Below are 24,931 nucleotides of genomic sequence, written 5' to 3'. Positions count from 1 at the left end.
GTATATCAAAAAAAGTTTATCTGTAGCATTTTATGGATTATCTGTGTATAAACTAAATAAAAAAAATTGCACATCAGGCTTCTAAAACAGGCTTTCTTATTGAAAATTTAAATTTTATTCTACTGGTTCTCCTATTTCGTCGATGGCGTTTTTGTCATCGAAACCTATAACTTCTTTATAAACTTGATAGACTGGTATATCTATAAATTGTTGTGTTACATACAAACCTATAAAACACAATAAAAATCCAACAACTGTTGATAGCAACCACGCAACAAATAAAAGACCAAATGTTATTAACCATTTTTTATTTCCTAGTTTAAATCCAATTTTCACAAGATCAGAATTAGAAATATCTGGATTCATTGCATAAGATGTAATAATAAAATAAACAGGAACAATTGCATAAAAAATAGGCAATACACACAAAATGTATGCTAAAATTACAATTCCAAAAACAACAAGGCTTAGACCAAAAGTTTTTTTATAATACCTTTTCTTAAAGAAGAAAAAATAATCATCAGTTGTATTCTGTCCTAAGTCTTTGTTTTTTATGATTCTAAAAAAAGCAGCTTTTAAACCAACGGAAACCGTTATCATTCCAACGAACAAAAGCAAAAAAAACAAAGCTCCAAATATTATAATTAAGACACCTACACCATCTATATCAATATCACCCTCAAAAGTTTCTGGACTAATTAGCCCTAAAAGAACCATAGGCACATAAAAAACTATAAATAAAGGAAGAGCCAAAACCATTGAAAGCAAATAGGAAACCAAACCTTGAACCCAAACCTTCTTAAAAAGTTCTATAGATTTATTGAAAATATTACCAAAATCTAGTTTTTTAGCATGTTCTAATTTTTCAATTAAACTAGCAAGCGTGCTCATTTTTATATGAATTTATTATTAATAACCTAAATTGTCGTTATTCCCTATTTGATCTATTTCGTTCGTATCATCAAACCCCACAACCTCTTTGTAGATAAAAAATGTAGGCAAATAAACTATGGATATAGTAAATAGCATTCCTATTACGCAACCTAAAAGCCCAAGCAAACCCAGTATACCAGCAACCAACAAGGTTCCGAAGGTTATCAGCCATTTTTTATTACCTAGTTTAAAACTGGCCTTTACAATTTCCATTTCACTCAGCTCTGGGTTATTGGCAAAAATAATGGCGAAATAAGCTAAGGGCACCAGCACATAGATGTACGGCAGAAAGAACATAAGTTGTGCCAACGCAGCTATGCCCGTATGGATAATACCAAGCATTAAGAGTTTGGAAAAATATTCTTTTTTGAAAAAATAAAAGTAATCCTCAACGGCGTTTATTCCAGAATCAATTTTAATGCACATTCTATAAAAAGCAGAAACCAATGCTAACGTAACAGTAGTGGTGAGTATGTTTTGTGGCACACTTGGCAATATACTAGATGAATAGAATTCAGTATAAGCCTCAAGATTAAATCCGTCTGAAAAAAGCTGGTCGTTGGGCGCCAAACCTATTAAGGAAAACACAATTCCCACGACAATGGCGAAACCCACCATAATTAGAACCATCAAAAAACCTTTTAGCCAAACTTTCTTGAAGAGTTCTATAACGTTGTCAAAAATAGTACTGAAATCTAAAGGTTTTGCATTTTCAATTTTATGCAACAAACGGTTGAATGAGTCCATTTGGTAATTGGTTAGTTTTATTTAGGCATAAATGTAACTGTTTTTTGAAAACCACCACTAAGCACTAATAAAAAAATCCTGCATTCTAGCAGGATTTTATCTAAAGAATAAAACTATTTAGATGTTTATAACGAAAAACTACTGACCAATTCCACACCATTTTCAACATAACTGTATTGATAAAGGGTGTTGCCTCCTATCATTAGCAATTTATCCTCTAACGGAATAACATCTTTAGCTTGAATATCTTTGTAAGCATTTAGCATACTCACCGCCAATGGATCCGTTTTATCGAATAATTTCAACCCGGCTGTTCCATCACACACATATAATGTATTGCTTTTTATACCCAAACCATAAGGATTTTCGAGTTCGTGTCTTGCCACTAGAGATGGTTTTGATTTATCGCTTACATCTATAATCTCCAGAACGCTTTCCAACTGGCCACAATCATTACCTCCTCGCAACGTGAGGTAAGCATAGTCTCCATCGACAACAACCGGATCACAACCCTCCCAATGCGTAAATTCGGAAACATATTCTGGAAACGCCGGGTTGTTTAAATTATAAATGTACATACCGTTTGTGCTTCCCAAGTACAAGAAACCATCAGACTGAAACATGGTCTCAATGTTCCAACCTGCATATTGAGTGTTTGCGAGCACGGGTTCAGATAAATCCTGTATGTTAAAAATGGCCATTTCATAATTACCAACGGCATACAAATAATTCTCTACAATTTGAAAACGCGCCAAGGAACCACCTGTACCCGTAGTTGACTCGGCAGCATTCAACACTCGTCCGCCATCCATAGCTACGTCAATGAGAACATTTTCATCTACTTTTTTTCGTCTTTCTGTAGTTATCGTCCAACCGACAATGATATCGGTTTCATAATTAAATTTTTCATAATCAACCACCTCGGCTTCAAGAGGAACAGCGTAATCATAGACATTAAAAACTTCTTCCAAACGTCCCTCTACAGTAACATTATTGATGTCAGAAATATCAAAAACCACCAAATCGGTTGCGCTATCGGCATATAAAAAGTCGTTTTTTACTGAAATATCTTCGTTTCCAGGAATTTTTATAAACTTAACCGCGTTTGGTACTTCAGGGTTAGAGTTGTCAATAACATGAACCCCTTTACCTTCATCACTTATAAAAATATAATCTTTATAGGCATAAATCTTCCCAATATTTTCAATAGTTTGGGGAGCATCAACCTTTACCGAACTCCTAAACGCAGTTTTACTCATTAACTGTGGCGTGGCCACTTGCACAAATTCGTAATCTTCGTCGTTAGTGTCGCAAGAAAAGGACATTACAACCAATAGAGACAAAAAAAGGTATTTCAATTTCATAACAATGGGATTTATACTCAGTATTTATATTTTAGAGAAGGCTCAAAACCTTCAATATTTAGAATGATTTCATTGCTTCCACTAACTTGAATAGGTTTTAAATCAAACGAAACCGTTCTGGTAAAATAAGCCAAACAGGCTTCTTCATTTTTAAGTTGAAATTTTAAATACCGCTGTTCAGGAAACGACTCAGCAACAGCCCCAGAATCAACTAAATTAAACCTCCAAGAGTTACCATCGCAACCAGAAGAACCAAATTCAATATACAAGCAATCATCAACTATTTCTGCTTCAATAAATGTGAAATAATCTGTTTCTAAATTATTATACATGTCGCTATCGACAATAGTTATTTGGTCACAACTTCCATTATAATTATCTGCATCATCATTCTTATCGCAAGTCATGTTCACAAAAAACAACATCAAAGGAACCACTAAAACAACACTTCTCAAAGGCCTTCTCATTAAAACTCAATTTATTTATAAGATACAAAAATTGCCATTTGGTTGCGTACTTAAATTAACATTTTTTATAAAAACCTAAGGCAAAATTAAACTGCCACTTTGTCATAAACACAAATAATATTGTATCTTTGCATGCTTATTGACTGGTACAAGTTTCAGTATTGACTATGGAAAAAATTATTGACGAAAACAAACAAGGGGAATCCTTGGTTTTAGAACAAAAAGAAGGGAACCAACGCAAACTTTTTATTGAAAGTTACGGTTGCGCCATGAATTTTAGTGACAGCGAAATTGTAGCTTCCATTTTGGCATCTGAAGGTTTTAATACCACACAAAATTTAAAAGAAGCCGATTTGGTTTTGGTAAACACCTGCTCTATTCGCGACAAAGCCGAACAAACTGTACGCAAACGCCTTGAAAAATATAACGCCGTAAAACGCGACCATAACCCCAAAATGAAAGTGGGCGTTTTAGGCTGTATGGCGGAGCGCCTAAAAGCTAAATTTCTCGAGGAAGAAAAAATTGTCGATTTAGTAGTGGGTCCCGATGCCTATAAAGATCTACCGAATCTTTTAAGCGAGGTTAACGAAGGCCGAGATGCCATAAACGTTATTCTTTCAAAAGAAGAAACTTATGGCGATATTGCTCCTGTTCGCTTAAACACAAATGGCGTTACTGCTTTTGTTTCTATTACCCGAGGTTGCGATAATATGTGTACATTCTGTGTGGTGCCTTTTACACGTGGACGTGAACGCAGTAGAGAGCCGCAAAGTATTATTGAAGAAATAAACGACTTATGGAACAAAGGCTACAAAGAAGTTACGCTTCTTGGCCAAAACGTTGATAGTTATTTATGGTACGGCGGGGGACTTAAAAAAGATTTTGAAAAAGCTAGCGACCTACAAAAAGCCACAGCCGTAAACTTTGCCAAATTACTGGATTTATGTGCCAAAGCTCAGCCAAAAATGCGTATTCGTTTTTCTACTTCAAACCCGCAAGATTTAACTTTAGATGTGGTAGAAACTATGGCCATGCACAATAATATTTGCAAGCACATACATTTACCTGTGCAAAGTGGAAGCGACCGTGTTTTAAAGGAAATGAACCGCTTACATACCCGTATGGAATATATGGAATTGATTGACAACATTCGTCGTATCATTCCGAAATGTGCCATTAGCCAAGATATGATTGTTGGGTTTCCAACCGAAACTGAGGAAGATTTTCAAGATACCGTATCATTGATGGAATACGTTAAATATGATTTTGGGTATATGTTTACATACTCTGAACGCCCTGGAACTTTGGCAGAACGAAAAATGGAAGACGATGTGCCTGAACCCATAAAAAAACGCAGACTTGCAGAAATTGTTGAGCTTCAGCAAAAACACAGTGGTATCCGCACGAAAGAACATCTTAACACTGTAGTTGAAGTGTTAATTGAAAAAGAATCCAAAAAATCGGACGCCCACTGGTCTGGTAGAACCTCAGAAAATCTAGTTTGTGTTTTTCCTAAAGAACATTATAAAATTGGGGATTTTGTAAATGTAAAAACTATAGATTGTACAACGGCCACCCTCATTGGAGAAGCTATTGGATATTCTGAGAAAAATTAAAAACCGAATCTAAGTTACATGGAATCAGTTCAAGCTATAAAACAACGATTTGGAATTATTGGTAATACACCTGGCCTTAATCGCGCTATTGAAAAAGCCATACAGGTAGCACCTACCGATATTTCGGTACTGGTTACTGGAGAAAGTGGTGTAGGTAAGGAAAGCATCCCAAAGATAATCCATCAATTATCACACAGAAAACACAACAAATATATCGCTGTAAACTGCGGAGCTATTCCCGAAGGCACTATAGACAGTGAACTTTTTGGTCATGAAAAAGGTGCTTTCACAGGAGCCACCCAAACCCGCGAAGGGTATTTTGAAGTAGCTGATGGTGGTACCATTTTTCTTGATGAAGTAGGCGAACTACCACTAACCACGCAAGTAAGATTGCTCCGTGTTTTAGAAAATGGCGAATTTTTAAAAGTAGGTTCCAGCAAAGTGCAAAAAACCAATGTGCGCATTGTAGCGGCAACCAACGTTAATATGTTTGAAGCCATACAAAAAGAAAAGTTTCGTGAAGACTTGTTTTATAGGTTAAGCACCGTAGATATTCATTTGCCTCCATTACGCGAACGCCACGACGATATACATTTATTGTTTAGGAAGTTTGCGAGCGATTTTGCTTTAAAGTACAAAATGCCCACCGTAAAACTGACTGATAATGCCGTACAGATTCTCAATAAATACCGCTGGAGTGGAAATATTCGGCAACTTCGAAATATTGCCGAACAATTATCGGTTCTAGAACAAGACAGAACCATTACTGCCGATACGCTGAGGAAGTATTTACCCACTACCGGCACCAATTTACCTACAGTTGTAAAGACTTCAAAATCCGATAGCGATTTTAGTAGCGAACGTGAAATTCTGTACAAGGTGCTTTTTGACATGAAAAGTGACCTCAACGACTTAAAAAAGCTCACCATGGAACTCATGAAAACTGGAAACGTCAAAGAGGTTGAAAAAGAAAATGAAGGTTTAATTCAAAAAATATATGGTGACGATGATGAAGATGATATCGATTTTGAGGAGTCTATGGATGAACCCAAAGTACTTTCTATCCCAGAACACGTTGAAGCCAAAGATGAAATCGACAGTACCCAAGACAAATACCACTTTGCCGAAGAAATTGAGGAAGAGGAAACCCTATCTTTACAGGATAAAGAACTGGAATTGATTAAAAAATCGCTGGAGCGTCACCACGGAAAGCGCAAATTAGCGGCTGCCGAGCTAGGTATTAGCGAACGTACATTGTACAGAAAGATAAAGCAATACGACCTTTAGCAACAACATTCTAAAAACGAAAACGTTAAAAAAACAATTGATTTACAGCCGAGCTCAACAAAATCGCATGAAAAAAACCATCATATACTTTTCTCTTTTAACCATTAGTTTTACACTATTAAATTGTGGATTCTATTCGTTTACGGGTGCATCCATCCCTCCGGGCACAGAAACCTACCAAGTTAACCGTTTTGAAAACACGGCACTTTTGGTCGAACCCGGTCTAGAACGCGACTTTAAACTCGCCTTGGAAGATTTAATACAAAACCAAACCAATTTAACCTTGGTGCAATCTAATGCCGATTTAGTTTACGAAGGCGAAATAACCGACTACAGAATTTCACCAACCACAGCAACATCTCAGAACACGGCAGCGCAAAACCGACTGACCATTAGTGTTAAGCTACGGTTTTTTAATACTAAAAAAGAAGAAGACGATTTGGAACAGAGTTTCACATTTTTTTATGATTACCCGGGTAGTGAACAACTTATTGGCGGACAAAAAACGACGGCACACGAAACCATTTTTGAACGTATCACCCAAGATATTTTTAATGCTACTTTGGCAAAATGGTAATTTAAAAGATGCCCGTTTTCAGTCTCAGCCAGCTGTAAAACTAAACCATTAAAAAAAAATCGATAAATTTGGTTCAGCCAATGAATAATATAGATTTCACATATATTCTCCAAAACCCTCAAAGCATTACTCACGAGCAAACCGAGGGCATAAAATCTATTATTGATGAATTCCCTTATTTTCAGTCGGCACGCGCTATTTATCTTAAAGGCTTAAAAGACCAAGGCAGCATCAATTACAACCAAGAACTAAAAAAGACGGCAGCCTATACCACCGATAGAAGTATTCTATTTGATTTTATAACTTCCGAAACTTTTATCCAGAATAAAATTTCAAAATTCATAAAACAAAATACGTCCAATTTAAAAGATTTAGCAGTTGATTCGGAAGATATTTCAGTTCAGAAAAGCATTAACATTGATGATGCTTTAAACGAGCAGATAAAGGAAACCGAAGGCATTTTAGACCCGGAATTATTTGAACCCAAAGAAGCCCGCCCTACAAAGGTGAGTTCTTTTATTTTAGATGAATCTGAAACTATCGAAGCGGTTACCCAAGATACCAAAACCCAGGAAGCATCAGCCGAAGATATTTTAAAATTGGGGCAGCCATTACAATTCGATAAACGCGAAAAACACTCTTTCAACGAATGGCTCAAGCTTACACGTTTTAAACCTATAATTCGTGATGAAACTCCTAAAAACCCCATCAGGGAGAAAAAAACACTTGTTGCTTCAGAAAAAGAAAAGAAATTTGAGCTTATCGACAGGTTTATATCAAAAAGCCCGAAAATAAGTCCGGTAAAATCCGTTGCTAAAAAGGGTAATCTAGCAAAAGCCCAAATGATAAAGCCAGAATCTTTAATGACCGAGACTTTGGCCCGTATTTATGTTGAACAAAAAAACTTCAAAAAGGCCATTCAATCATATAAAATTTTAAGTTTGAAATATCCAGAAAAAAGTAGTTTCTTTGCAAACCAAATTAAAGCAGTAGAACAATTACAAGAACAAAATAATAAAGAACAATGAGTACGTTTACAATATTTTTAGTCCTTATAGTGGTTGTCGCCTTCTTACTAATAGTAGTAGTTATGGTGCAAAACCCTAAAGGCGGCGGCTTGTCATCGTCTTTTGGCGGCGGCGGCACACAACAATTGGGAGGTGTAAAAAAGACCACCGATTTTTTAGACAAAAGCACATGGACATTAGCTACTTTACTTTTAGTATTAATTTTACTTTCTAACGTAGCAATTAACAGAAGCTCTGAAACAGTAGACTCAAAAGCATTAGATCCTGATGCTACGACAACACAACCGCTACCAGAAGCTTTACCAAACGCGCAAGATGCAGCACCCGCAACTCCAGTTGATGGAGCAGCAGATACTTCATCTGACAACAAATAAATTGTTTTTTGAACGAACATAAAAAATGCCAGCTAATAAAGCTGGCATTTTTGTTTCTGCAAGTTTGTCAGTCTAATTGTATTGGCACATTTTTAGCTTAAAGGCTAATCATAAATATTAATTTTTTAAACATAAAAATATACAACAAATGGCATTGAACATTAAACCATTGGCAGACCGAGTTCTTATTGAACCTGCTGCAGCTGAAACTAAAACAGCTTCAGGAATTATTATTCCAGACAACGCTAAAGAAAAACCACAAAAAGGCACTGTTGTTGCTGCCGGGCCTGGAACAAAAGACGACCCAATTACCGTAAAAGTTGGCGATACTGTTTTATATGGCAAATATGCCGGAACCGAACTAAAACTTGAAGGAACAGACTACTTAATAATGCGCGAAAGCGATATTTTGGCAATCGTGTAAATGGCTATTTTGCTATTAGCCCTTGGCTTTTAGCACAACTAAAATTAATCACAAACCCAAGCCAATAGCGAATAGCTAAAGGCAAACAGCTAAAAATTTAATAAAATGGCAAAAGACATAAAATTTGATATTGAAGCACGCGATGGATTAAAACGCGGCGTGGACGCATTGGCAAATGCAGTAAAAGTAACTTTAGGCCCTAAAGGCCGTAATGTAATCATTAGCAAAAGTTTTGGAGCACCATCTGTAACTAAAGACGGTGTTTCTGTAGCTAAGGAAATCGAATTAGAAGACGAGCACGAAAATATGGGTGCGCAAATGGTAAAAGAAGTAGCCAGCAAAACAAACGATTTAGCTGGTGATGGAACTACTACAGCTACCGTTCTTGCTCAAGCTATCGTAAAAGAAGGTTTAAAAAACGTAGCGTCAGGGGCTAACCCAATGGATTTAAAAAGAGGTATTGATAAAGCCGTTGCAGCCATCACTAAAGACCTTGAAAAACAATCTGAAGAAGTTGGTAATTCGTCTGAGAAAATCAAGCAAGTAGCAGCTATTTCTGCAAATAACGACGACACTATTGGTGAATTGATTGCCCAAGCTTTCGAAAAAGTAGGTAAAGAAGGTGTTATTACCGTTGAAGAAGCTAAAGGTTTGGACACTTATGTTGATGTAGTTGAAGGTATGCAGTTCGACAGAGGTTATTTATCACCTTATTTCGTAACTGATTCTGATAAAATGATTGCCGATTTAGAAAATCCATACATTTTATTATTCGATAAAAAGATTTCTAATTTACAGGAAATCCTTCCTATTCTAGAGCCTGTGGCACAATCTGGCCGTCCTTTATTAATTATCGCAGAAGATGTTGATGGTCAAGCTCTAGCTACTTTGGTAGTAAACAAATTACGTGGCGGATTGAAAATTGCCGCTGTAAAAGCACCTGGTTTTGGTGACAGACGTAAAGCTATGCTTGAAGATATTGCTATCTTAACTGGCGGAACTGTAATTTCTGAAGAAAGAGGATTTACTCTTGAAAATGCCGATTTAAGCATGTTAGGTACCGCTGAGACCGTAACGGTTGATAAAGACAATACAACTATCGTGAACGGTTCTGGTGATGCTGAAGCTATTAAAGCGAGAGTAAACCAAATAAAAGCTCAAATTGAAACGACTACTAGCGATTACGATAAAGAAAAACTTCAAGAGCGTTTGGCTAAATTAGCTGGCGGTGTTGCTGTTCTTTATGTTGGTGCTGCTTCTGAAGTTGAAATGAAAGAGAAGAAAGATCGAGTTGACGATGCTTTACACGCTACGCGTGCTGCCGTTGAAGAAGGTATTGTTGCCGGTGGAGGTGTAGCCTTAGTGAGAGCTAAAGCCGTATTGGAAAAAATCACAACTGAAAACCTTGATGAAACAACAGGTGTTCAAATCGTGAACAAAGCCATTGAAGCTCCTTTACGTACTATAGTTGAAAACGCTGGTGGAGAAGGAAGTGTTGTTATCAACAAAGTGCTTGAAGGCAAAAAAGATTTTGGTTATGATGCCAAATCTGAGCAATATGTTGATATGCTAAAAGCAGGTATCATAGACCCTAAAAAAGTAACACGTATTGCATTGGAAAATGCAGCATCGGTTGCTGGAATGATTTTAACTACAGAGTGTGCTTTAATCGATATTAAAGAAGATGCTCCTGCTATGCCAGGTGGCATGGGTGGCGGTATGCCAGGCATGATGTAATTACTTACCCTTAGAGTAGGTGAAAAATAAAAATAAGCGCTTCCATTAATGGAAGCGCTTATTTTTTATAAAATGCTTTTGTAACTACATCCAATGATATATGTTATAACAGTAAAAAAAAAGATGTTTTTTTTATTACAGAATTAAATAACTCTATAATATCATTAAAGGTTATATAAAAAAGTGAGCCAATATTTCATATTAACTCACTTAAAATTTTTTATTCTGTTCCTATTAAGAAAACATAAAACATTAAGGGGTGCTAGCTTCAACTAATGCAAATCTTAAATCAACAGTTCCCTCAAATAAAGAATACAAAATCACTTTTCCTGACCCCACAGCCTCAATATGTAACAAGATAGCAGAAGCGGCAGCTATTTCCGTTCCTGTTTGATTTCCACCCTCATCAAATATTAGAGCCTCTACTGGTTTATAATCAGCAAGGGGCAAAGTATACCATTGATTAGCCGTTTGGTCTGCAATATAACCCTGAACAAAACCGTTGCTAGCTATATCTGCCGTAAGCTCTGCAATTGAAATTTCATTAGAGCCAAAAACAAGAGCTACATCTTCAAGTACCACTGAAATAACATTAGCGTTTCCATCGATACCGTCAACGCCATCGATACCGTCTTGACCAGCAGGACCAGCAGGACCTTGTACGCCATCAGCGCCATCCTCAGGAGAACAAGATGCAGTCAATACTACAGCAAAAACCAACAAAAAACACTTAATTTTAGGTATAAAATACTTCATAATAAACTATAAATTTTTAATTGAAATTTAAATGTAAGTTAATTTCACCAATTTCTGACCAAATTTTGATCAAATAATTAATATAATAGTGCAAAAAATTATGGGATTTTAAAGCTACCTAATAACTTTAATACAGATTTCATAACGACTCGCACAAATTTTACAGACTAATTAATTATAAAATTATCTTTTTAAACGATTTACCCATAAAATATTATACTGCTATGCAAGTTGGCATGGGTAGCGGTATACCAAGCATGATGTAGTCAAAAGCCATGGTAGTCAATTTATAAAAAAACTTCTCTTAAAATAGAAAGCTTTTTTTATAATCCCCTAAACTAAAAAACCACCTTTTTTGAAGGTGGCTACAAGTTTTTCTCTTTCATAAATGCGGTTTATTCTAAACAAACCTAACACACAAACTACTTCTTTTTAGCAGGAGCCTGTGTTGTCTTCTTTATCGCTTGTTTTGGCAAAGAAGACTTACTTTTAGACTTTAATTGTCCCATAGTTTCTTAATTTAAAAAGAACACACTAAAGGTAGTGAGAAGTTAAATCCGTTATCATTCCATTGGGAAAAATTTAACTAAATTCAAAAAAACAATCCCCATAGGCAACCATTTGCAAAAAATATACATCTTTTACCTATTTTCAAAAACCAAAATACAGATTAAAATAATATTTCTATTGGAGCACGTTTCGATAAGGATTAATTTTCTACCAAAATTGTATTTGAAAGGACACCAATTGAAGTTTTTTTAGCGCTATCTTTACTAGGTGAAATTTCTAATCTATTAATACGATGACCATAACAAAGGCTCCTTCCATTAAGTTTTTCGTTTTTATTCTATTGACTTCGATGCAAATTTTTGGTCAAGCCCCAGATTTCAGCATGACAGGCTTTGCTACATTGGGCGGCGGAACTAATGGTGGCGCGGGCGGACAAATTGTAACCCCAACTACGCTTCAAGAACTAAAACAATATGTTGAAAATGCCACGACCCCTTACGTTATAAGAATTGATAAGGAGTTTAATACTGGAGTTCAAACATGGGTGGATGCCGATGGAGGCCTTGTTGCCAGTGATGCTCCAGGCGCTATTGAAACCACATTTGGAGACATATTAAGGGTTGGGTCTAATAAAACACTTATTGGTATTGCCGACCAAGCCTTCTTTAACCGAATAGGGTTGGTTATTCAATGTCAATCGAATATTATCATCAGAAATATAAAATTTACGATGAAACACGTACCTGCCACTCGCGACGGCGAATACAAAATATTGGACACGGATGGTGTAACCACTCTAGGTGACCCCGATTGCATTGGCATTCAGGCAGACAAAGAAAGCATTCCCGAACCGCAGCGTATCAGTCAGCATATCTGGATTGATCATTGTGAATTCTACAACGAAAACATTGATAACAAAGACCGATACGACGGACTGGTGGACAATAAAAACAACACCCAAAACCTAACTATTTCATGGAATTACTTTCATGACCATTCAAAAGCTTTACTTTCAGGAAGCGGCAACAGCGACATTTACAATCGTACCATTACCTTTCACCATAACTATTTTGCAAGAATTGATGGTTCGCGCCTACCTTTATTAAGATATGGGCAGCATCATTATTTTAATAATTATATGACAGATTGCCCTGGAGATGGAGTTAATCTGCGTATAAATACCAATGCTTACATTGAGCAAAACTATTTTAAGAATTCCAAAAAACCTGTCTTCGGAAAAATTTCGGAAAATGGCCAAGGTATATTAATCGACAATATTTTTGAAAACTGCAGCAGATTGCCCGCTGGAATTTCCAATATTAATGGCGGTAAATCTGACCCGTTAAGTGAAAGCGAAGAGTTTAATAGGGACTGTAATTTCACTCCTTCAAATTTATATGATTATTCGAATATATTGATAGCGACAACCAATGTTCCCTCAATAGTATCAACATATAGTGGTATTGGAAAAATTTCTGAAGAACCGCTTAGCATTAATAAAAAGACAAACATGATAAGTAGAGTTTGGACAAGCGGTAAACTTTTAATGATTAAAACCCAACCGCAGACTACAACATCTATTTATGATTTAAACGGTCGATTAATCCACAAAGAAGAGTTGCAAAATAACCTAAACCAAATATCGCTAGCCTTAAAAGGTTTATATATTATTAAATTGACAAAAGACAACGATTCAAGTATTTTTAAAGTTATTTTTTAAACTGTTTATATATTGAACTCATAAAAAACTGAGCACATAACCCACCAATGCACTACCCAAAACAATAAAAGCACTATTTACTTTTTTTAAAGTGAACACAAGTATTAAACTGATAACAGCGATTATGATGGTGCGCCAATCGGTTAAGGTTTCCCTCCCCATTTCGATACACACCGCAATAATTAATGCTACGGCTGCAACATTTACCGCGTCTAAAACAGCCCCAATTATCGGTGATTTTCGCATTTTAGGAATCAATGGATTCAAAAGAAGTACAAAAAGGAATGATGGTAAAAAGATACCAAGAGTAGCTGCGAGCGCTCCTGTTACCCCATTCATTTGCCATCCAATAAAAGTTGCTGTAGACAAAACAGGACCTGGTGTAATTTGCCCAACAGCCACGGCATCAATTAGAGCTTGACGTGTTAGCCAACCGTTTCCGACTAATTCAGCATCTAAAAAAGCAAACAGCACATAACCACTTCCGTATAGTATAGCGCCAACCTTTAAAAAAGTTAGAAATATTTTAATTGCACTAATTGACATTGTGGTTTGGGTTTGTAAAAATATAAGTGGAATTATGCTATTTAATGTAGTTGCCTTTTTACTGAAAAAATAAAGCAGCAACCCAAAGACACCACAACCCAACAGTACTATAATTTCATTTAGCCCAAACAAACAGGCTACTACAGCTAAGAGCCCCAAAACAATAAGTTGGGTATTTTTAACCGCCTTTTTTCCCAGTCTAAAAGCTGCCATAAAAATAATGGCTATAACAGCAGGTTTTATACCATAAATAAAAGGCTCTACTTTGGGCAGCTGACCGTATTCTTGATACAGCCACGAAAAAACGGCGGTGATAACAACGGCTGGAAAAATAAAACAAATCCCTGCAACAAAAAGCCCTTTCCACCCGGCACGCTCATAACCACAATGCATGGTCATCTCAGTAGAATTAGGTCCTGGGATAAGGTTTGTCGCTCCAATAAGGTCAAGAAAATGTTCTTGGGTTATCCACTTTCTTTTTTTAACCACTTCATCTTCCATCATGGCGATATGAGCTGCTGGGCCACCAAAAGCGATACAACCCAATTTAAAAAATAGGCCTGCAACTTCTCTCAATTTGTTGTTTTGATTCATTTCTTACTTAAATTGACCGAGCAGAAAATTAGTTAACTTATTGTAAAATAAAAGGCCCAAACTTAAATGTTTGGGCCTTTTAGCATTAGTCTTCAATTCTTTCTTCACCTTTATGATCATCAACTACACCAACATCGCGATACCTGCAACAGGGGTGAACGGTTGCATAAGCCTCATCAGTAGCCTTTAACTCCTTTAAGTCGTGGCCAGCGCCAAGAATTTTAGATTTTATGGTATCTAAATTGGTTTTACGTTCATCAAAATACACTTTAAGCTCATGGGTTTCCACATTCCAATTGGCACTTTTCACACCTTTTGTACTTAAACATGCTTTTTCAATTCTGGATTTACACATCATACAGATACCATCAACTTCTAAAATGGTTTGGGCGTTTTTGTTTTGAGCAAATGCGGTTGTTGTTATTAGCATTAACGTTATTACTAGTATTTTTTTCATTACTTAATTTTTAGCTATCATTGCGAGATTTTAAGAAATCGTGACAATCTTTTAAATTTAAGTTCAAATTCATGAGATTACTACGTCGCTTTCGTCCTCCTCGTAATGACGGTTCATTTTCTATTATATTTTAAATCTTAGCCCTGCATAATACATACTACCAAAAATAGGACCGTATACAAAAGTAGTATCAAAATTTGCGCCAAATGGGTCGTTTGCTCCAACAATTGGATTCGGTTGCCTAACATTTGTAATGTTTTCTCCTCCCAAATATAATTCAAATCTTGGAGAGAACACTTTAGTTACCTGCGCATTTAAGGTCGTTAAGGCAGAAGTTCTTTCTGGTAATTGATACTGCATAGGACTAGCCAACGTAGACGAAAACCGCTGTGAACCCAGCCAATTAAATGTCGCATCAAACTTCCAGTTACTATTATTTTTAATTGGTGTTTCGTACCCCGCATTTGCAAAAACCCGGTGCCTTGGCACTAATGATTTTTCTAGTTTACCAGAATTATACTGGGTTTTCACTTCATAATATTTGTATGCCAACCTTAAATCAAAATAATCAAAAGCATTGTAGTTCATTTCAGCTTGAAAACTATTGGCATAGCTTTTTCCATCCAAATTATAAAAGTTAACTTCTTGAGGGTTTTCATAATCTATAATAACTTGATTTTTAAAATCGGTTTTGTAGTAATCTAAAGTCAAGTCGGCTTTTCTCCCAAAAAGATTGAAGCCTTGCAGGTACGACAAACCATAATTCCAAGCTATTTCTGGATCTAAACCATAAATAGCCCCTCCTAGCCTACCCGTAGGGGAAGAACTAATAATATTAATGGCTCTTGAGGTTGAAAACATATTTTGGTTTTCGGCAAAGATATTGGCACTGCGCTTTCCTCTACCAAATGACACCCGTAAAGCAGACTTTTCCCAAGGCGTATAACGCGCATGAAACCTGGGAGTAACAAAAGTGCCCATTAAATTATGATGATCTATACGAGCTCCTGCGGTTAAATTCAACTTATTCAAATCATCAAAGTTATATTCGAAAAAAGCACCTACTGAATTTTCGGTTCTTTCATAATCCGAATCTAAGTTTTGTACGGCTAGCATTTCATCATAACGGTCGTACGTGTAACTTATTCCTGTTTTTATTTTATGCCTAGAATCACTAATTATGGAATTATAAATAGCATTGGCATACAAACTATTGTGCATAATATCATATTGATTTAGCCCAAAATAAGAATCTTGTTTATGACTACTAAACGCTGTTTGCACCCCTATACTTTGCCAAGGAACTTCTGGATTTACATAACCAAACTTTGCCGAAATCTCGTAACGTTTTGTGTCAATTTCACTTCCCCAGGCATTGGTGGTTAATTTATCAGTGTCCGGGTTAAAATTCAATTGCCCTGTTTGTTTTTCATCATTCAAAATTTTCAAATTAATAAAACTTACGAAGCCCTTTTCTAAATCGGAATATTGCCAGCGGTTCATCACATTAATTTGGTCGTACAATGGCATATCCATAAACCCATCATTATTGACATCGTGCTTTTTATTATGAGTATTTCCATGTAAATACAAACCAGTGTGCCACCTGTTGCCCACTTTAGCGTTAACATGCGCATTCAGCTCTAATCGCTCACTTGATGCACCGTAAAGATTAACAAATAATTTATTATCGGTTGCCGGTTTTACCAACTCTGCATTTATTTGCCCTGCAATACTTTCGTAGCCATTCACCACACTTCCTGCCCCTTTGGTAATTTGAATACTTTCTACCCAAGTACCCGGTATAAAACTCAAACCAAAGGCTTGTGACGCCCCACGAACCGTTGGAATATTTTCGGTAGCAATCAAAATATACGGACTAGTGAGCCCCAACATTTTTATTTGTCGCGTTCCGGTAACGGCATCGGCAAAATTAACATCAATGGACGGGTTGGTTTCAAAACTTTCAGATAGGTTACAGCAAGCGGCTTTTAACAATTCGTCACTACTCACTGTAAACGTATTTTCCGCCTTTAGATACGACTTAGCCGTAGCCTGCTTTCTCGACGTTACGGTAACTTCATCTAAATTATCGATTGGTTGCAACCAATGGTGCACCATTTTAGGTTCTTTAATAGTTAATGTATCGGTTTTAAAGCCCACATAACTAATTACCAACTTTGAATATTCTTTTTTGTACCTAAGATTGAATTTACCATCAATATCCGTAACAGTTCCAACTTCTGTATTTAACCAATATACATTGGCTCCCGGTAAACCAATATGTTGGTTTTTGTCGTTAGCTTCCATAATCATGCCCGTGATTTTCTCTTGTGAAAAAAGTACAGCAGGAAGCATTATGATTATATATAGTAGGTTTTTCATTTGTTAATCAATATTGATATTTTTTAATCTTAGAGCATTTGCGATTACCGAAACAGAGCTAAAACTCATAGCCGCCGCCGCAATCATGGGAGATAATAAAATGCCGAAAAACGGAAATAAAATTCCAGCAGCAACTGGCACGCCAATGCTATTGTAAAAAAGAGCGAAGAATAAATTCTGTTTGATATTCTTCATTACTTTTTCGCTTAAATTATATGCTTTTACAATACCATGTAAATCACCTTTAACTAAGGTGATTTGGGCGCTTTCGATAGCTACATCTGTACCGGTTCCCATGGCAATTCCTATATCGCTTTTTGCCAATGCTGGCGCATCATTGATACCATCACCCGCCATAGCTACCATTTTTCCTTCATTTTGAAGTTTCTCAACTTCTTCCAGTTTCCCTTCCGGAAGGATTTCAGCTTTAAAATTGGATAATCCTATTTCTTCCGCTACAGCTTTTGCCGTATCGCTATTATCACCCGTAAGCATTACCACTTCAATGCCTTTTTCTTGTAGTTTTGAAATGGCCTTTTTACTGCTTTCCTTAATTTTATCAGCAATAACCACATAACCGACCACCTCATTATTTATAGCAAGAATGGGTACGGTTTTGCCAGTTTTTTGCTGTTTATAAATTTCATCTTTAATGTTTTGTGAAATTGAGATATTTGAATCTACAAGGAGTTTTTCATTACCAAGCAAAACATCTTTGTCCTCAACTTTTCCGCTAACGCCTTTCCCTGTTATGGAACTGAATTCTTTAGTTTCTAAAGTTTTAGCACCGTTTTCCTTTCCATATTTAACCGTGGCATCGGCAATGGGATGCTCACTCAATTTATTCAAGGAAACAATGTATTGAAGTACTTTGTTCTCGTCGAAATCTTTATGAACGCTTTTTACTGCTTCAACTGAAGGTTTTCCTTCGGTTATCGTTCCTGTCTTATCTATTATTAGAGCATCTATTTTGTTGAAATTTTCAAGAGCTTCGGCATTTTTTATCAGCACACCAGATTTTGCACCTTTGCCAACACCAACCATAACAGACATGGGGGTTGCCAATCCCAACGCACACGGACAGGCAATAATTAGCACTGCAATGGCATTTACCAAGGCATAAACATATGACGGTTCTGGACCAAAAAATTTCCAAATCACAAATGTGATAACAGATATGAGTACTACAATTGGCACAAAATATCCAGATATTCTATCGGCCAATTTTTGAATAGGCGCTTTACTTTTGCTAGCATCATTAACCATTTTCACAATTTGCGACAGCAAAGTATCTTCACCCACATTTTCGGCCTTCATTAAAAACGATTGTTTACCGTTTACAGTTCCAGCGCTAACTTTATCTTCAATTCGTTTTGAAACAGGAATGGGCTCACCCGTAATCATAGACTCATCTATCGAACTATTACCTTCCGAAATAACACCATCCACCGGTATTTTATCACCAGGTTTAACGCGTAATATATCGCCCATTTTTATATCATCAATCGATATCTCTTGTTCTTCACCATCAACAACAATAATCGCTTTATTGGGTGCTAATTTGAGTAGTTCTTTTACTGCTGAATTTGTTTTGCTGTGTGCTTTCGCCTCTAACAATTGCCCCAGTAAAACTAGGGTTAAAATAACGGTTGCTGCCTCAAAATAAACATGAACGGTTCCTGTTTCAGATTTAAACTGGTTGGGCAAAATATCTGGAAACAGCATCCCAAAAACACTAAACAACCATGCCACACCTGCCCCCATTCCTATGAGCGTGAACATGTTTAAACGCAATGTTTTTATGGATTTATAAGCGCGCTCAAAAAACATCCAAGTAGTGTAGAACACTACTGGGAGTGATAATCCGAACTGGATGTAATTCCAATATTTTAAGTCTAAAATGCCATAAAACGGGTTTTTGGGAATCATTTCGGACATGGCGATTAAAAAAATAGGCAATGTAAAAGCCACCGAAATCCAGAATTTTTTAAGGAGTTTTTTATAGGTTTTGGAATGGGCTGAATCAACAGAATCTGATGTGCTCATTTCTTCAACCAAATCCATCCCACAAACAGGACAGTCACCCGGTTTATCGTATATTTTATTACCTTCGCAACGCATTGGGCAATAAAATACACCTGTACCCTCACCTTGTTTTTCTTTTTTATGTTCAACATGACGATACGCTTCCCCGTGAAGATGAATGCCATAATGATTGCCCAGAACATTTTGAAACGTTTCAATAGCAATATGCTTATCCATTTCAATTGAAGCTTCGGCTTTTTCTAAATCGACATGTGCATTAACAACGCCATCAACTTCATTGAGGGCATTCTCAACGTGCGAACGACAACCATTACAGGTCATTCCTGTAATTTTATATGTATGTTTCATGATTTAATAATAATTTGATTTTACGATTTTAAATTCATCGTCAATAAAATAGTAGATTGCCACACTCGCAGGTATAACAAAAAATCAAATTATAAAAACTTGGTCTAGAACCTGTATGTCGGTGACCAAATTGGGAGGGGAATAATCTTTAAGAGGAGTTATTTGTTTTGGTAAACTTTCAAAAAGGTTTTTATAAACGTAGGCAAAAGCAGTAAAATACAGTTGTTGCTGAAACTTCAATTCCTCAAAAGAGTTGATTTTTAAGTCATCTTGACCTTTTACAACCTCAACTTCATCTTTACAGCAGTTATTTTTCTTGATACCTGTTTCGGTTTTAGACATTTCCATGCCACAACCTTTGGCACTTGAAAATATTGCAGCATCCACTAAAGTATCTCCACAATAATGCTTTTCAATGGCAAAAGACATAGTAGAAATTAACACCAACAGTGCTAATGCAACCGAAAAACTTTTATGTGCTATTTGTTTAATCACAATACAAATTTACAAAAAACCCGTTTCACATAAACCGTTTTTACAATTTGATTAACATTCTATTGTTTCAGCCTATGGTAATAAAAAGCGGGTAATAATAGAATTAGTATGATTGGTTGAATCAAGAACCTTCGGATATTAAAAAACAAATAATAATCCTCTTGCCTCGGATTAACCACAAAATATAAATAGAAAAGCATCAACACCACAAAAGCCATTGTATAAATAATGGCCGAAAACTTGACGATGCTTTTATCCTTAAAAAAAACATATAAAATACCCATCGAAATAACCGTATTTAGCACATACCTTAAAGTTGTAAAGGCTACCAATTTGGCTACTTCACGTCTTGGGCTATCAATGTATAAATAATCATTTTGAAAGAATGTTAAGTAAGGGTCGTAAAACAAGGAATCCTCAAAAAACCGAATTAACATCAATAAAAAAAACAATCCAGATAGCCATATGTATTTTGAAACTTTACCCATGTTTCCTTTTTAATTTTGAAAACCGATTCACCCAAAAAATCCAAAGAAAAAACACCATACCATAAATAATAGCTGGAAAAATTACGGTGTGCAGTACATCTCCATATTTAGGATAATGGTACAAACCTATTGTCAAAAAAACAATACGCAACAAATTCACAGAGTAAATTAAAACGCTTCCTGATAGAATAAAGAAAAAAGTAGTTTTCCATTTACCGGCGAAAGCAACAATAAATGATATGAACAAAATAATAACACTAACAGCATTGCATCCTTCAACAACACGGGCTAAATATTGTCCGTTAACAATCACTTTCATAGAAGGTTCATCAGGATGGGGCAAAACCTCAGTATTATAGCCAAAGGAATCTAGTAAAACTTCACTTTGTTTTGCTACCAAAAGCGTCATATAATCCGGATAGAATTTTGAGCCACCGGAAAACTGCAAATACAATTTATAACTAAAAGACAGCACCACATAAACCAACAAAAACGTTAGGATAAATCTTATAACCGATTTGTATTTTATAAAAAGCGCTCGCAAAAAATTGAATAAACTGAACACCGAAATTACACCTTTTTAAATACTTTTACCAAAACTTTTCACTTTATGATTTTCGAACAGTTAAAACCTCAAGTAAAAACAATTGTTTCAAATAGTAGCAAAACAGTTGACCAACGCCTTTTGAGTATTTGCGAATTGCTTGAAAAACATATTGAGCACTACAATTGGGTTGGATTTTATTTTAAAAACGGTGCTAAAGACGAATTAAAACTCGGACCATATGTTGGCGAACCTACAGACCACACTATTATTCCCTTCGGCAAGGGCATTTGCGGACAAGTAGCCTTGAGCAACCAGAATTTTGTAGTACCAGACGTGTCTGCTCAAGACAACTATATTGCTTGCAGTATAACCGTTAAAGCTGAAATTGTTATTCCTATTTTCGTAAATAACGAAAACATAGGCCAGATTGATATTGACTCGAATACGCCGGACCCATTTACAGAAGCCGACGAGCGTTTCTTGGAGTTTGTTTGCAAAGAAGTGGCATGTATTTTAGAGTAATTATTATCACAAACAACAAACATTAATCTACCTCGGATATTTAATTTTCACCTAATGTGTTAACAACTTCATTTATTAGTTGAAAAATCACGCTGTTTTCCAATAACTCATAGTTCATTTTTTAAAGGAAATAAGTATTTTTGCACTTATTTATAATTTTAGGGAGACCCCTCTCAAACGGCAAAAATTAATACATATTTATCAGCAATGAGCAACGAAAAAACCATTAAGTCGGCATTAATATCTGTATTCAGTAAAGATGGCCTAGAGCCGATCGTAAAAGAATTAGACAAACAAGGCGTTACCATTTATTCTACCGGTGGTACCGAAAAATTTATTAACGATTTAGGCGTTAATGTTGTTCCCGTCGAAGATGTAACCTCATACCCTTCCATTCTTGGCGGACGTGTAAAAACATTACACCCTAAAGTGTTTGGTGGAATTTTAAACCGTCAGAATCATGATGGCGATGTGGCCGAATTGGCTGAATATGAAATCCCGCAAATTGATGTGGTGATTGTAGATTTATACCCATTCGAAAAAACCGTAGCTTCGGGAGCCAGCAATCAAGACATTATTGAAAAAATAGATATTGGAGGCATTTCGCTAATACGTGCTGCAGCAAAAAATTATGCCGACGTTATTTGTGTCTCTTCGGTTGATGATTATGCCGAATTTTTGGAATTGATTTCAGCAAATAATGGTTCCATTTCAGAAGAAGACAGAAAACGTTTTGCCGGAAAAGCGTTTAATGTATCATCGCATTACGATACAGCCATTTTCAACTACTTCAACCAAAACCATGATGAAGCCGTCTTAAAAATTAGCGAAACCAACGGAAAAGTATTGCGTTATGGCGAAAACCCACACCAAAAAGGATTTTTCTTTGGGAATTTTGATGAGTTGTTTACCAAACTACATGGAAAAGAGTTGAGTTACAACAATCTTTTAGATGTTGATGCTGCAGTAAATTTAATGTTGGAATTTAAAAACGATGCTCCAACATTTGCCATTTTAAAACATAACAATGCTTGTGGCCTAGCCCAACGAAACAATTTGCACCAAGCTTATGTTGATGCTTTAGCTGGCGACCCTGTTTCTGCTTTTGGCGGTGTTTTAATCAGCAATACCGAAATTGATTTGGCTACTGCCGAAGAAATACACAAGTTGTTCTGCGAGGTGGTTATTGCACCTTCTTTCACCTCTGATGCATTAGAATTGTTGAAAGGCAAAAAGAATAGAATTTTATTGGAAATACATGATGTTGATATGCCTAAAACTAACGTTAGAAGTTGTTTAAATGGGGTTTTGGTTCAAGACAGAAATAATATCACCGATAAAGTTGAGGATTTAAAAACTGTTACAAACACAGCACCAACGGATGCTCAAGTAGAAGATTTATTATTTGCTTCTAAAATTTGCAAGCACACAAAATCAAACACTATTGTATTAGCTAAAAACAAGCAATTATGTGCCAGTGGAACTGGTCAAACTAGTCGTGTTGATGCGCTGCAACAAGCCATCCACAAAGCGAAGTCCTTCGAGTTTGAATTAGAAGGAGCCGTCATGGCAAGCGATGCGTTTTTCCCATTTCCAGACTGCGTAGAGATTGCAAATAATGCGGGTATTTCAGCTGTAATCCAACCAGGCGGATCTATTAAAGACCAATTGAGTATTGATTATTGCAATGAAAACAACGTAGCAATGGTCATGACAGGCACACGTCATTTTAAGCACTAAAACTAACATAATTGGGGCGAGTATTTTAATTATAATCGTCCAAAAATCGACTAATAGCGTATAAGTATCGTATGCTTTGTTTTAAAAATCAATTTGAACCTTTTAAAACTCATATATTTATTAACTTTTATTACTTTTACGAGATTCGTTTTTTAACCATAAACAACTTTTAATAGCGCATGGGATTTTTTGATTTCTTAACAGAAGAAATTGCAATAGATTTAGGTACTGCAAATACACTTATTATTCACAACGACAAAGTTGTTGTTGACGCCCCTTCAATAGTAGCACGAGATAGAATTTCTGGCAAAATAATTGCCGTTGGTCAACAAGCTAGTTTAATGCAGGGTAAAACCCATGAAAACATAAAAACCATTCGTCCGTTAAAAGATGGCGTGATTGCCGACTTTGATGCTTCGGAACAAATGATAAGTATGTTCATTAAAAACATACCAGCATTAAAAAAGAAGTTTTTCACTCCTGCACTGCGTATGGTTATCTGTATTCCATCAGGAATTACCGAAGTGGAAATGCGCGCTGTAAAAGAAAGTGCTGAACGTGTAAATGGAAAAGAAGTATATTTAATACACGAACCTATGGCTGCGGCAATTGGTATTGGGGTTGACATCATGCAGCCTAAAGGGAATATGGTCGTTGATATAGGTGGTGGTACCACTGAAATTGCTGTTATCGCTCTTGGCGGAATTGTTTGCGATAAATCAGTTAAAATTGCCGGTGATGTATTTACTAACGATATTGTTTATTACATGCGTACGCAACACAATCTTTATGTTGGTGAGCGTACAGCTGAAAAAATAAAAATCCAAATAGGTGCCGCTACCGAAGATCTGGAATTGCCACCTGAAGATATGAGTGTTCAAGGGCGTGATTTATTAACTGGAAAACCAAAACAGGTTTCAATTTCATACCGTGAAATTGCTAAAGCATTAGATAAGTCTATTCTGCGAATTGAAGACGCCGTTATGGAGACCCTTTCGCAAACCCCTCCAGAATTGGCCGCCGATATTTACAATACTGGTATCTATTTGGCCGGTGGTGGTTCGATGTTACGCGGCTTAGATAAACGTTTATCACAAAAAACAGACTTGCCCGTTTACATTGCCGAAGACCCTTTGCGTGCCGTTGTAAGAGGTACAGGCATCACCCTTAAAAATTTACCTAAATACAAAAGCGTATTGATAAAGTAAGCGTAAAATAGGCGA

Annotated in this window: 23 protein-coding genes; 11 read left to right on the top strand and 12 right to left on the bottom strand. The window is 36.2% G+C overall.

The genetic code is table 11. The features are described from left to right. Window positions 1–114: 114 nt before the first annotated feature. The 4 genes from ACIEHO_RS08165 to ACIEHO_RS08150 all read right to left on the bottom strand — a co-directional run bounded on the left by ACIEHO_RS08165 (window position 115) and on the right by ACIEHO_RS08150 (window position 3,511). Complete coding sequence (locus ACIEHO_RS08165) at window positions 115–891, bottom strand: hypothetical protein (RefSeq protein WP_406970501.1); 777 nt, start codon at window positions 889–891, stop codon at window positions 115–117. 18 nt (window positions 892–909) lie between these two features. Then, complete coding sequence (locus ACIEHO_RS08160) at window positions 910–1,680, bottom strand: hypothetical protein (protein ID WP_406970499.1); 771 nt, start codon at window positions 1,678–1,680, stop codon at window positions 910–912. 125 nt (window positions 1,681–1,805) lie between these two features. Further along, window positions 1,806–3,044 carry an LVIVD repeat-containing protein gene (locus ACIEHO_RS08155; protein ID WP_406970497.1) on the bottom strand — a complete coding sequence of 413 codons (1,239 nt, stop codon included), beginning with the start codon at window positions 3,042–3,044 and terminating at the stop codon, window positions 1,806–1,808. Window positions 3,045–3,061: 17 nt separating this feature from the next. Beyond that, window positions 3,062–3,511: a hypothetical protein gene (locus ACIEHO_RS08150; protein ID WP_406970495.1), complete on the bottom strand. Its 450-nt coding sequence runs from the start codon at window positions 3,509–3,511 to the stop codon at window positions 3,062–3,064. 167 nt (window positions 3,512–3,678) lie between these two features. On the opposite strand from ACIEHO_RS08150, the gene miaB reads away from it, so the two are divergent. The 7 genes from miaB (at window position 3,679) to groL (ending at window position 10,554) form a co-directional block, all read left to right on the top strand. Next, window positions 3,679–5,127, top strand: a complete 1,449-nt coding sequence (gene miaB / locus ACIEHO_RS08145) for a tRNA (N6-isopentenyl adenosine(37)-C2)-methylthiotransferase MiaB (RefSeq protein ID WP_406970493.1) — start codon at window positions 3,679–3,681, stop codon at window positions 5,125–5,127. A gap of 18 nt (window positions 5,128–5,145) precedes the next feature. After that, a complete protein-coding gene (locus ACIEHO_RS08140; protein ID WP_406970491.1) occupies window positions 5,146–6,414 on the top strand; it encodes a sigma-54 interaction domain-containing protein in 1,269 nt (422 codons plus the stop codon). 67 nt (window positions 6,415–6,481) lie between these two features. After that, window positions 6,482–6,991, top strand: coding sequence for an LPS assembly lipoprotein LptE (lptE, locus tag ACIEHO_RS08135; protein ID WP_406970489.1), 510 nt, complete (start codon window positions 6,482–6,484; stop codon window positions 6,989–6,991). A gap of 80 nt (window positions 6,992–7,071) precedes the next feature. Then, a complete protein-coding gene (locus ACIEHO_RS08130; protein WP_406970487.1) occupies window positions 7,072–8,019 on the top strand; it encodes a hypothetical protein in 948 nt (315 codons plus the stop codon). Continuing rightward, window positions 8,016–8,393, top strand: coding sequence for a preprotein translocase subunit SecG (secG, locus tag ACIEHO_RS08125; RefSeq protein ID WP_406970485.1), 378 nt, complete (start codon window positions 8,016–8,018; stop codon window positions 8,391–8,393). The genes ACIEHO_RS08130 and secG overlap by 4 nt, the downstream gene beginning before the upstream one ends. Before the next feature lie 148 nt (window positions 8,394–8,541). Next, a complete protein-coding gene (locus tag ACIEHO_RS08120) occupies window positions 8,542–8,817 on the top strand; it encodes a co-chaperone GroES (protein ID WP_406970483.1) in 276 nt (91 codons plus the stop codon). A gap of 105 nt (window positions 8,818–8,922) precedes the next feature. Next, window positions 8,923–10,554 carry a chaperonin GroEL gene (gene groL, locus ACIEHO_RS08115; RefSeq protein WP_406970481.1) on the top strand — a complete coding sequence of 544 codons (1,632 nt, stop codon included), beginning with the start codon at window positions 8,923–8,925 and terminating at the stop codon, window positions 10,552–10,554. 252 nt (window positions 10,555–10,806) lie between these two features. Here groL and ACIEHO_RS08110 read toward each other — a convergent pair whose 3' ends face one another. Then, entirely contained in the window at window positions 10,807–11,310 is a 504-nt protein-coding gene (locus tag ACIEHO_RS08110) for a hypothetical protein (RefSeq protein ID WP_406970479.1), read from the bottom strand. A gap of 802 nt (window positions 11,311–12,112) precedes the next feature. On the opposite strand from ACIEHO_RS08110, the gene ACIEHO_RS08105 reads away from it, so the two are divergent. Then, window positions 12,113–13,540, top strand: a complete 1,428-nt coding sequence (locus ACIEHO_RS08105; protein ID WP_406970477.1) for a pectate lyase family protein — start codon at window positions 12,113–12,115, stop codon at window positions 13,538–13,540. A gap of 18 nt (window positions 13,541–13,558) precedes the next feature. Here ACIEHO_RS08105 and chrA read toward each other — a convergent pair whose 3' ends face one another. From chrA to xrtF, 7 genes are all read right to left on the bottom strand, one after another. Then, window positions 13,559–14,680 (bottom strand): chromate efflux transporter, encoded by a 1,122-nt coding sequence (chrA, locus tag ACIEHO_RS08100; protein ID WP_406970475.1) that lies wholly within the window; start codon window positions 14,678–14,680, stop codon window positions 13,559–13,561. 85 nt (window positions 14,681–14,765) lie between these two features. Then, window positions 14,766–15,137, bottom strand: a complete 372-nt coding sequence (locus ACIEHO_RS08095; RefSeq protein ID WP_406970473.1) for a heavy-metal-associated domain-containing protein — start codon at window positions 15,135–15,137, stop codon at window positions 14,766–14,768. A gap of 123 nt (window positions 15,138–15,260) precedes the next feature. Continuing rightward, the gene (locus ACIEHO_RS08090) at window positions 15,261–17,522 is read right to left on the bottom strand and encodes a TonB-dependent receptor (RefSeq protein ID WP_406970471.1); all 2,262 of its coding nucleotides are present in this window, start codon (window positions 17,520–17,522) and stop codon (window positions 15,261–15,263) included. Between the two features lie 3 nt (window positions 17,523–17,525). Further along, a complete protein-coding gene (locus ACIEHO_RS08085) occupies window positions 17,526–19,916 on the bottom strand; it encodes a heavy metal translocating P-type ATPase (RefSeq protein WP_406970469.1) in 2,391 nt (796 codons plus the stop codon). Window positions 19,917–20,000: 84 nt separating this feature from the next. Continuing rightward, window positions 20,001–20,408, bottom strand: coding sequence for an HYC_CC_PP family protein (locus tag ACIEHO_RS08080; RefSeq protein WP_406970552.1), 408 nt, complete (start codon window positions 20,406–20,408; stop codon window positions 20,001–20,003). Between the two features lie 62 nt (window positions 20,409–20,470). Beyond that, entirely contained in the window at window positions 20,471–20,899 is a 429-nt protein-coding gene (locus tag ACIEHO_RS08075; RefSeq protein ID WP_406970467.1) for an exosortase F system-associated membrane protein, read from the bottom strand. After that, entirely contained in the window at window positions 20,892–21,443 is a 552-nt protein-coding gene (gene xrtF / locus ACIEHO_RS08070) for an exosortase family protein XrtF (protein WP_456237551.1), read from the bottom strand. The genes ACIEHO_RS08075 and xrtF overlap by 8 nt, the downstream gene beginning before the upstream one ends. A gap of 66 nt (window positions 21,444–21,509) precedes the next feature. On the opposite strand from xrtF, the gene ACIEHO_RS08065 reads away from it, so the two are divergent. The 3 genes from ACIEHO_RS08065 (at window position 21,510) to ACIEHO_RS08055 (ending at window position 24,916) form a co-directional block, all read left to right on the top strand. Further along, the gene (locus ACIEHO_RS08065) at window positions 21,510–21,968 is read left to right on the top strand and encodes a GAF domain-containing protein (RefSeq protein WP_406970463.1); all 459 of its coding nucleotides are present in this window, start codon (window positions 21,510–21,512) and stop codon (window positions 21,966–21,968) included. Between the two features lie 207 nt (window positions 21,969–22,175). After that, window positions 22,176–23,708 carry a bifunctional phosphoribosylaminoimidazolecarboxamide formyltransferase/IMP cyclohydrolase gene (gene purH, locus ACIEHO_RS08060; protein ID WP_406970461.1) on the top strand — a complete coding sequence of 511 codons (1,533 nt, stop codon included), beginning with the start codon at window positions 22,176–22,178 and terminating at the stop codon, window positions 23,706–23,708. A 179-nt stretch (window positions 23,709–23,887) separates the two neighbouring features. Continuing rightward, window positions 23,888–24,916, top strand: a complete 1,029-nt coding sequence (locus ACIEHO_RS08055) for a rod shape-determining protein (protein ID WP_370479847.1) — start codon at window positions 23,888–23,890, stop codon at window positions 24,914–24,916. The last annotated feature ends 15 nt before the right edge of the window (window positions 24,917–24,931 follow it).

The sequence above is a fragment of the Flavisericum labens genome (genome assembly GCF_045446075.1).
Taxonomy (GTDB): Bacteria; Bacteroidota; Bacteroidia; order Flavobacteriales; family Flavobacteriaceae; genus Flavisericum; species Flavisericum labens.
Note: the sequence above shows the minus strand (reverse complement) of the source record. Positions and strands in the feature narration are given on the sequence as shown.

Bases quoted from the DNA above. Each gene is read 5' to 3' on its own strand.
- ACIEHO_RS08160 (WP_406970499.1), bottom strand. From the start codon at position 1,680: ATGGACTCATTCAACCGTTTGTTGCATAAAATTGAAAATGCAAAACCT.
- ACIEHO_RS08140 (WP_406970491.1), top strand. From the start codon at position 5,146: ATGGAATCAGTTCAAGCTATAAAACAACGATTTGGAATTATTGGTAAT.
- secG (WP_406970485.1), top strand. From the start codon at position 8,016: ATGAGTACGTTTACAATATTTTTAGTCCTTATAGTGGTTGTCGCCTTC.
- ACIEHO_RS08155 (WP_406970497.1), bottom strand. From the start codon at position 3,044: ATGAAATTGAAATACCTTTTTTTGTCTCTATTGGTTGTAATGTCCTTT.
- lptE (WP_406970489.1), top strand. From the start codon at position 6,482: ATGAAAAAAACCATCATATACTTTTCTCTTTTAACCATTAGTTTTACA.
- ACIEHO_RS08055 (WP_370479847.1), top strand. From the start codon at position 23,888: ATGGGATTTTTTGATTTCTTAACAGAAGAAATTGCAATAGATTTAGGT.
- ACIEHO_RS08085 (WP_406970469.1), bottom strand. From the start codon at position 19,916: ATGAAACATACATATAAAATTACAGGAATGACCTGTAATGGTTGTCGT.
- purH (WP_406970461.1), top strand. From the start codon at position 22,176: ATGAGCAACGAAAAAACCATTAAGTCGGCATTAATATCTGTATTCAGT.
- ACIEHO_RS08090 (WP_406970471.1), bottom strand. From the start codon at position 17,522: ATGAAAAACCTACTATATATAATCATAATGCTTCCTGCTGTACTTTTT.
- ACIEHO_RS08105 (WP_406970477.1), top strand. From the start codon at position 12,113: ATGACCATAACAAAGGCTCCTTCCATTAAGTTTTTCGTTTTTATTCTA.
- ACIEHO_RS08095 (WP_406970473.1), bottom strand. From the start codon at position 15,137: ATGAAAAAAATACTAGTAATAACGTTAATGCTAATAACAACAACCGCA.
- ACIEHO_RS08165 (WP_406970501.1), bottom strand. From the start codon at position 891: ATGAGCACGCTTGCTAGTTTAATTGAAAAATTAGAACATGCTAAAAAA.
- chrA (WP_406970475.1), bottom strand. From the start codon at position 14,680: ATGAATCAAAACAACAAATTGAGAGAAGTTGCAGGCCTATTTTTTAAA.
- miaB (WP_406970493.1), top strand. From the start codon at position 3,679: ATGGAAAAAATTATTGACGAAAACAAACAAGGGGAATCCTTGGTTTTA.
- ACIEHO_RS08130 (WP_406970487.1), top strand. From the start codon at position 7,072: ATGAATAATATAGATTTCACATATATTCTCCAAAACCCTCAAAGCATT.
- ACIEHO_RS08120 (WP_406970483.1), top strand. From the start codon at position 8,542: ATGGCATTGAACATTAAACCATTGGCAGACCGAGTTCTTATTGAACCT.
- ACIEHO_RS08075 (WP_406970467.1), bottom strand. From the start codon at position 20,899: ATGGGTAAAGTTTCAAAATACATATGGCTATCTGGATTGTTTTTTTTA.
- ACIEHO_RS08110 (WP_406970479.1), bottom strand. From the start codon at position 11,310: ATGAAGTATTTTATACCTAAAATTAAGTGTTTTTTGTTGGTTTTTGCT.
- groL (WP_406970481.1), top strand. From the start codon at position 8,923: ATGGCAAAAGACATAAAATTTGATATTGAAGCACGCGATGGATTAAAA.
- ACIEHO_RS08065 (WP_406970463.1), top strand. From the start codon at position 21,510: ATGATTTTCGAACAGTTAAAACCTCAAGTAAAAACAATTGTTTCAAAT.
- ACIEHO_RS08150 (WP_406970495.1), bottom strand. From the start codon at position 3,511: ATGAGAAGGCCTTTGAGAAGTGTTGTTTTAGTGGTTCCTTTGATGTTG.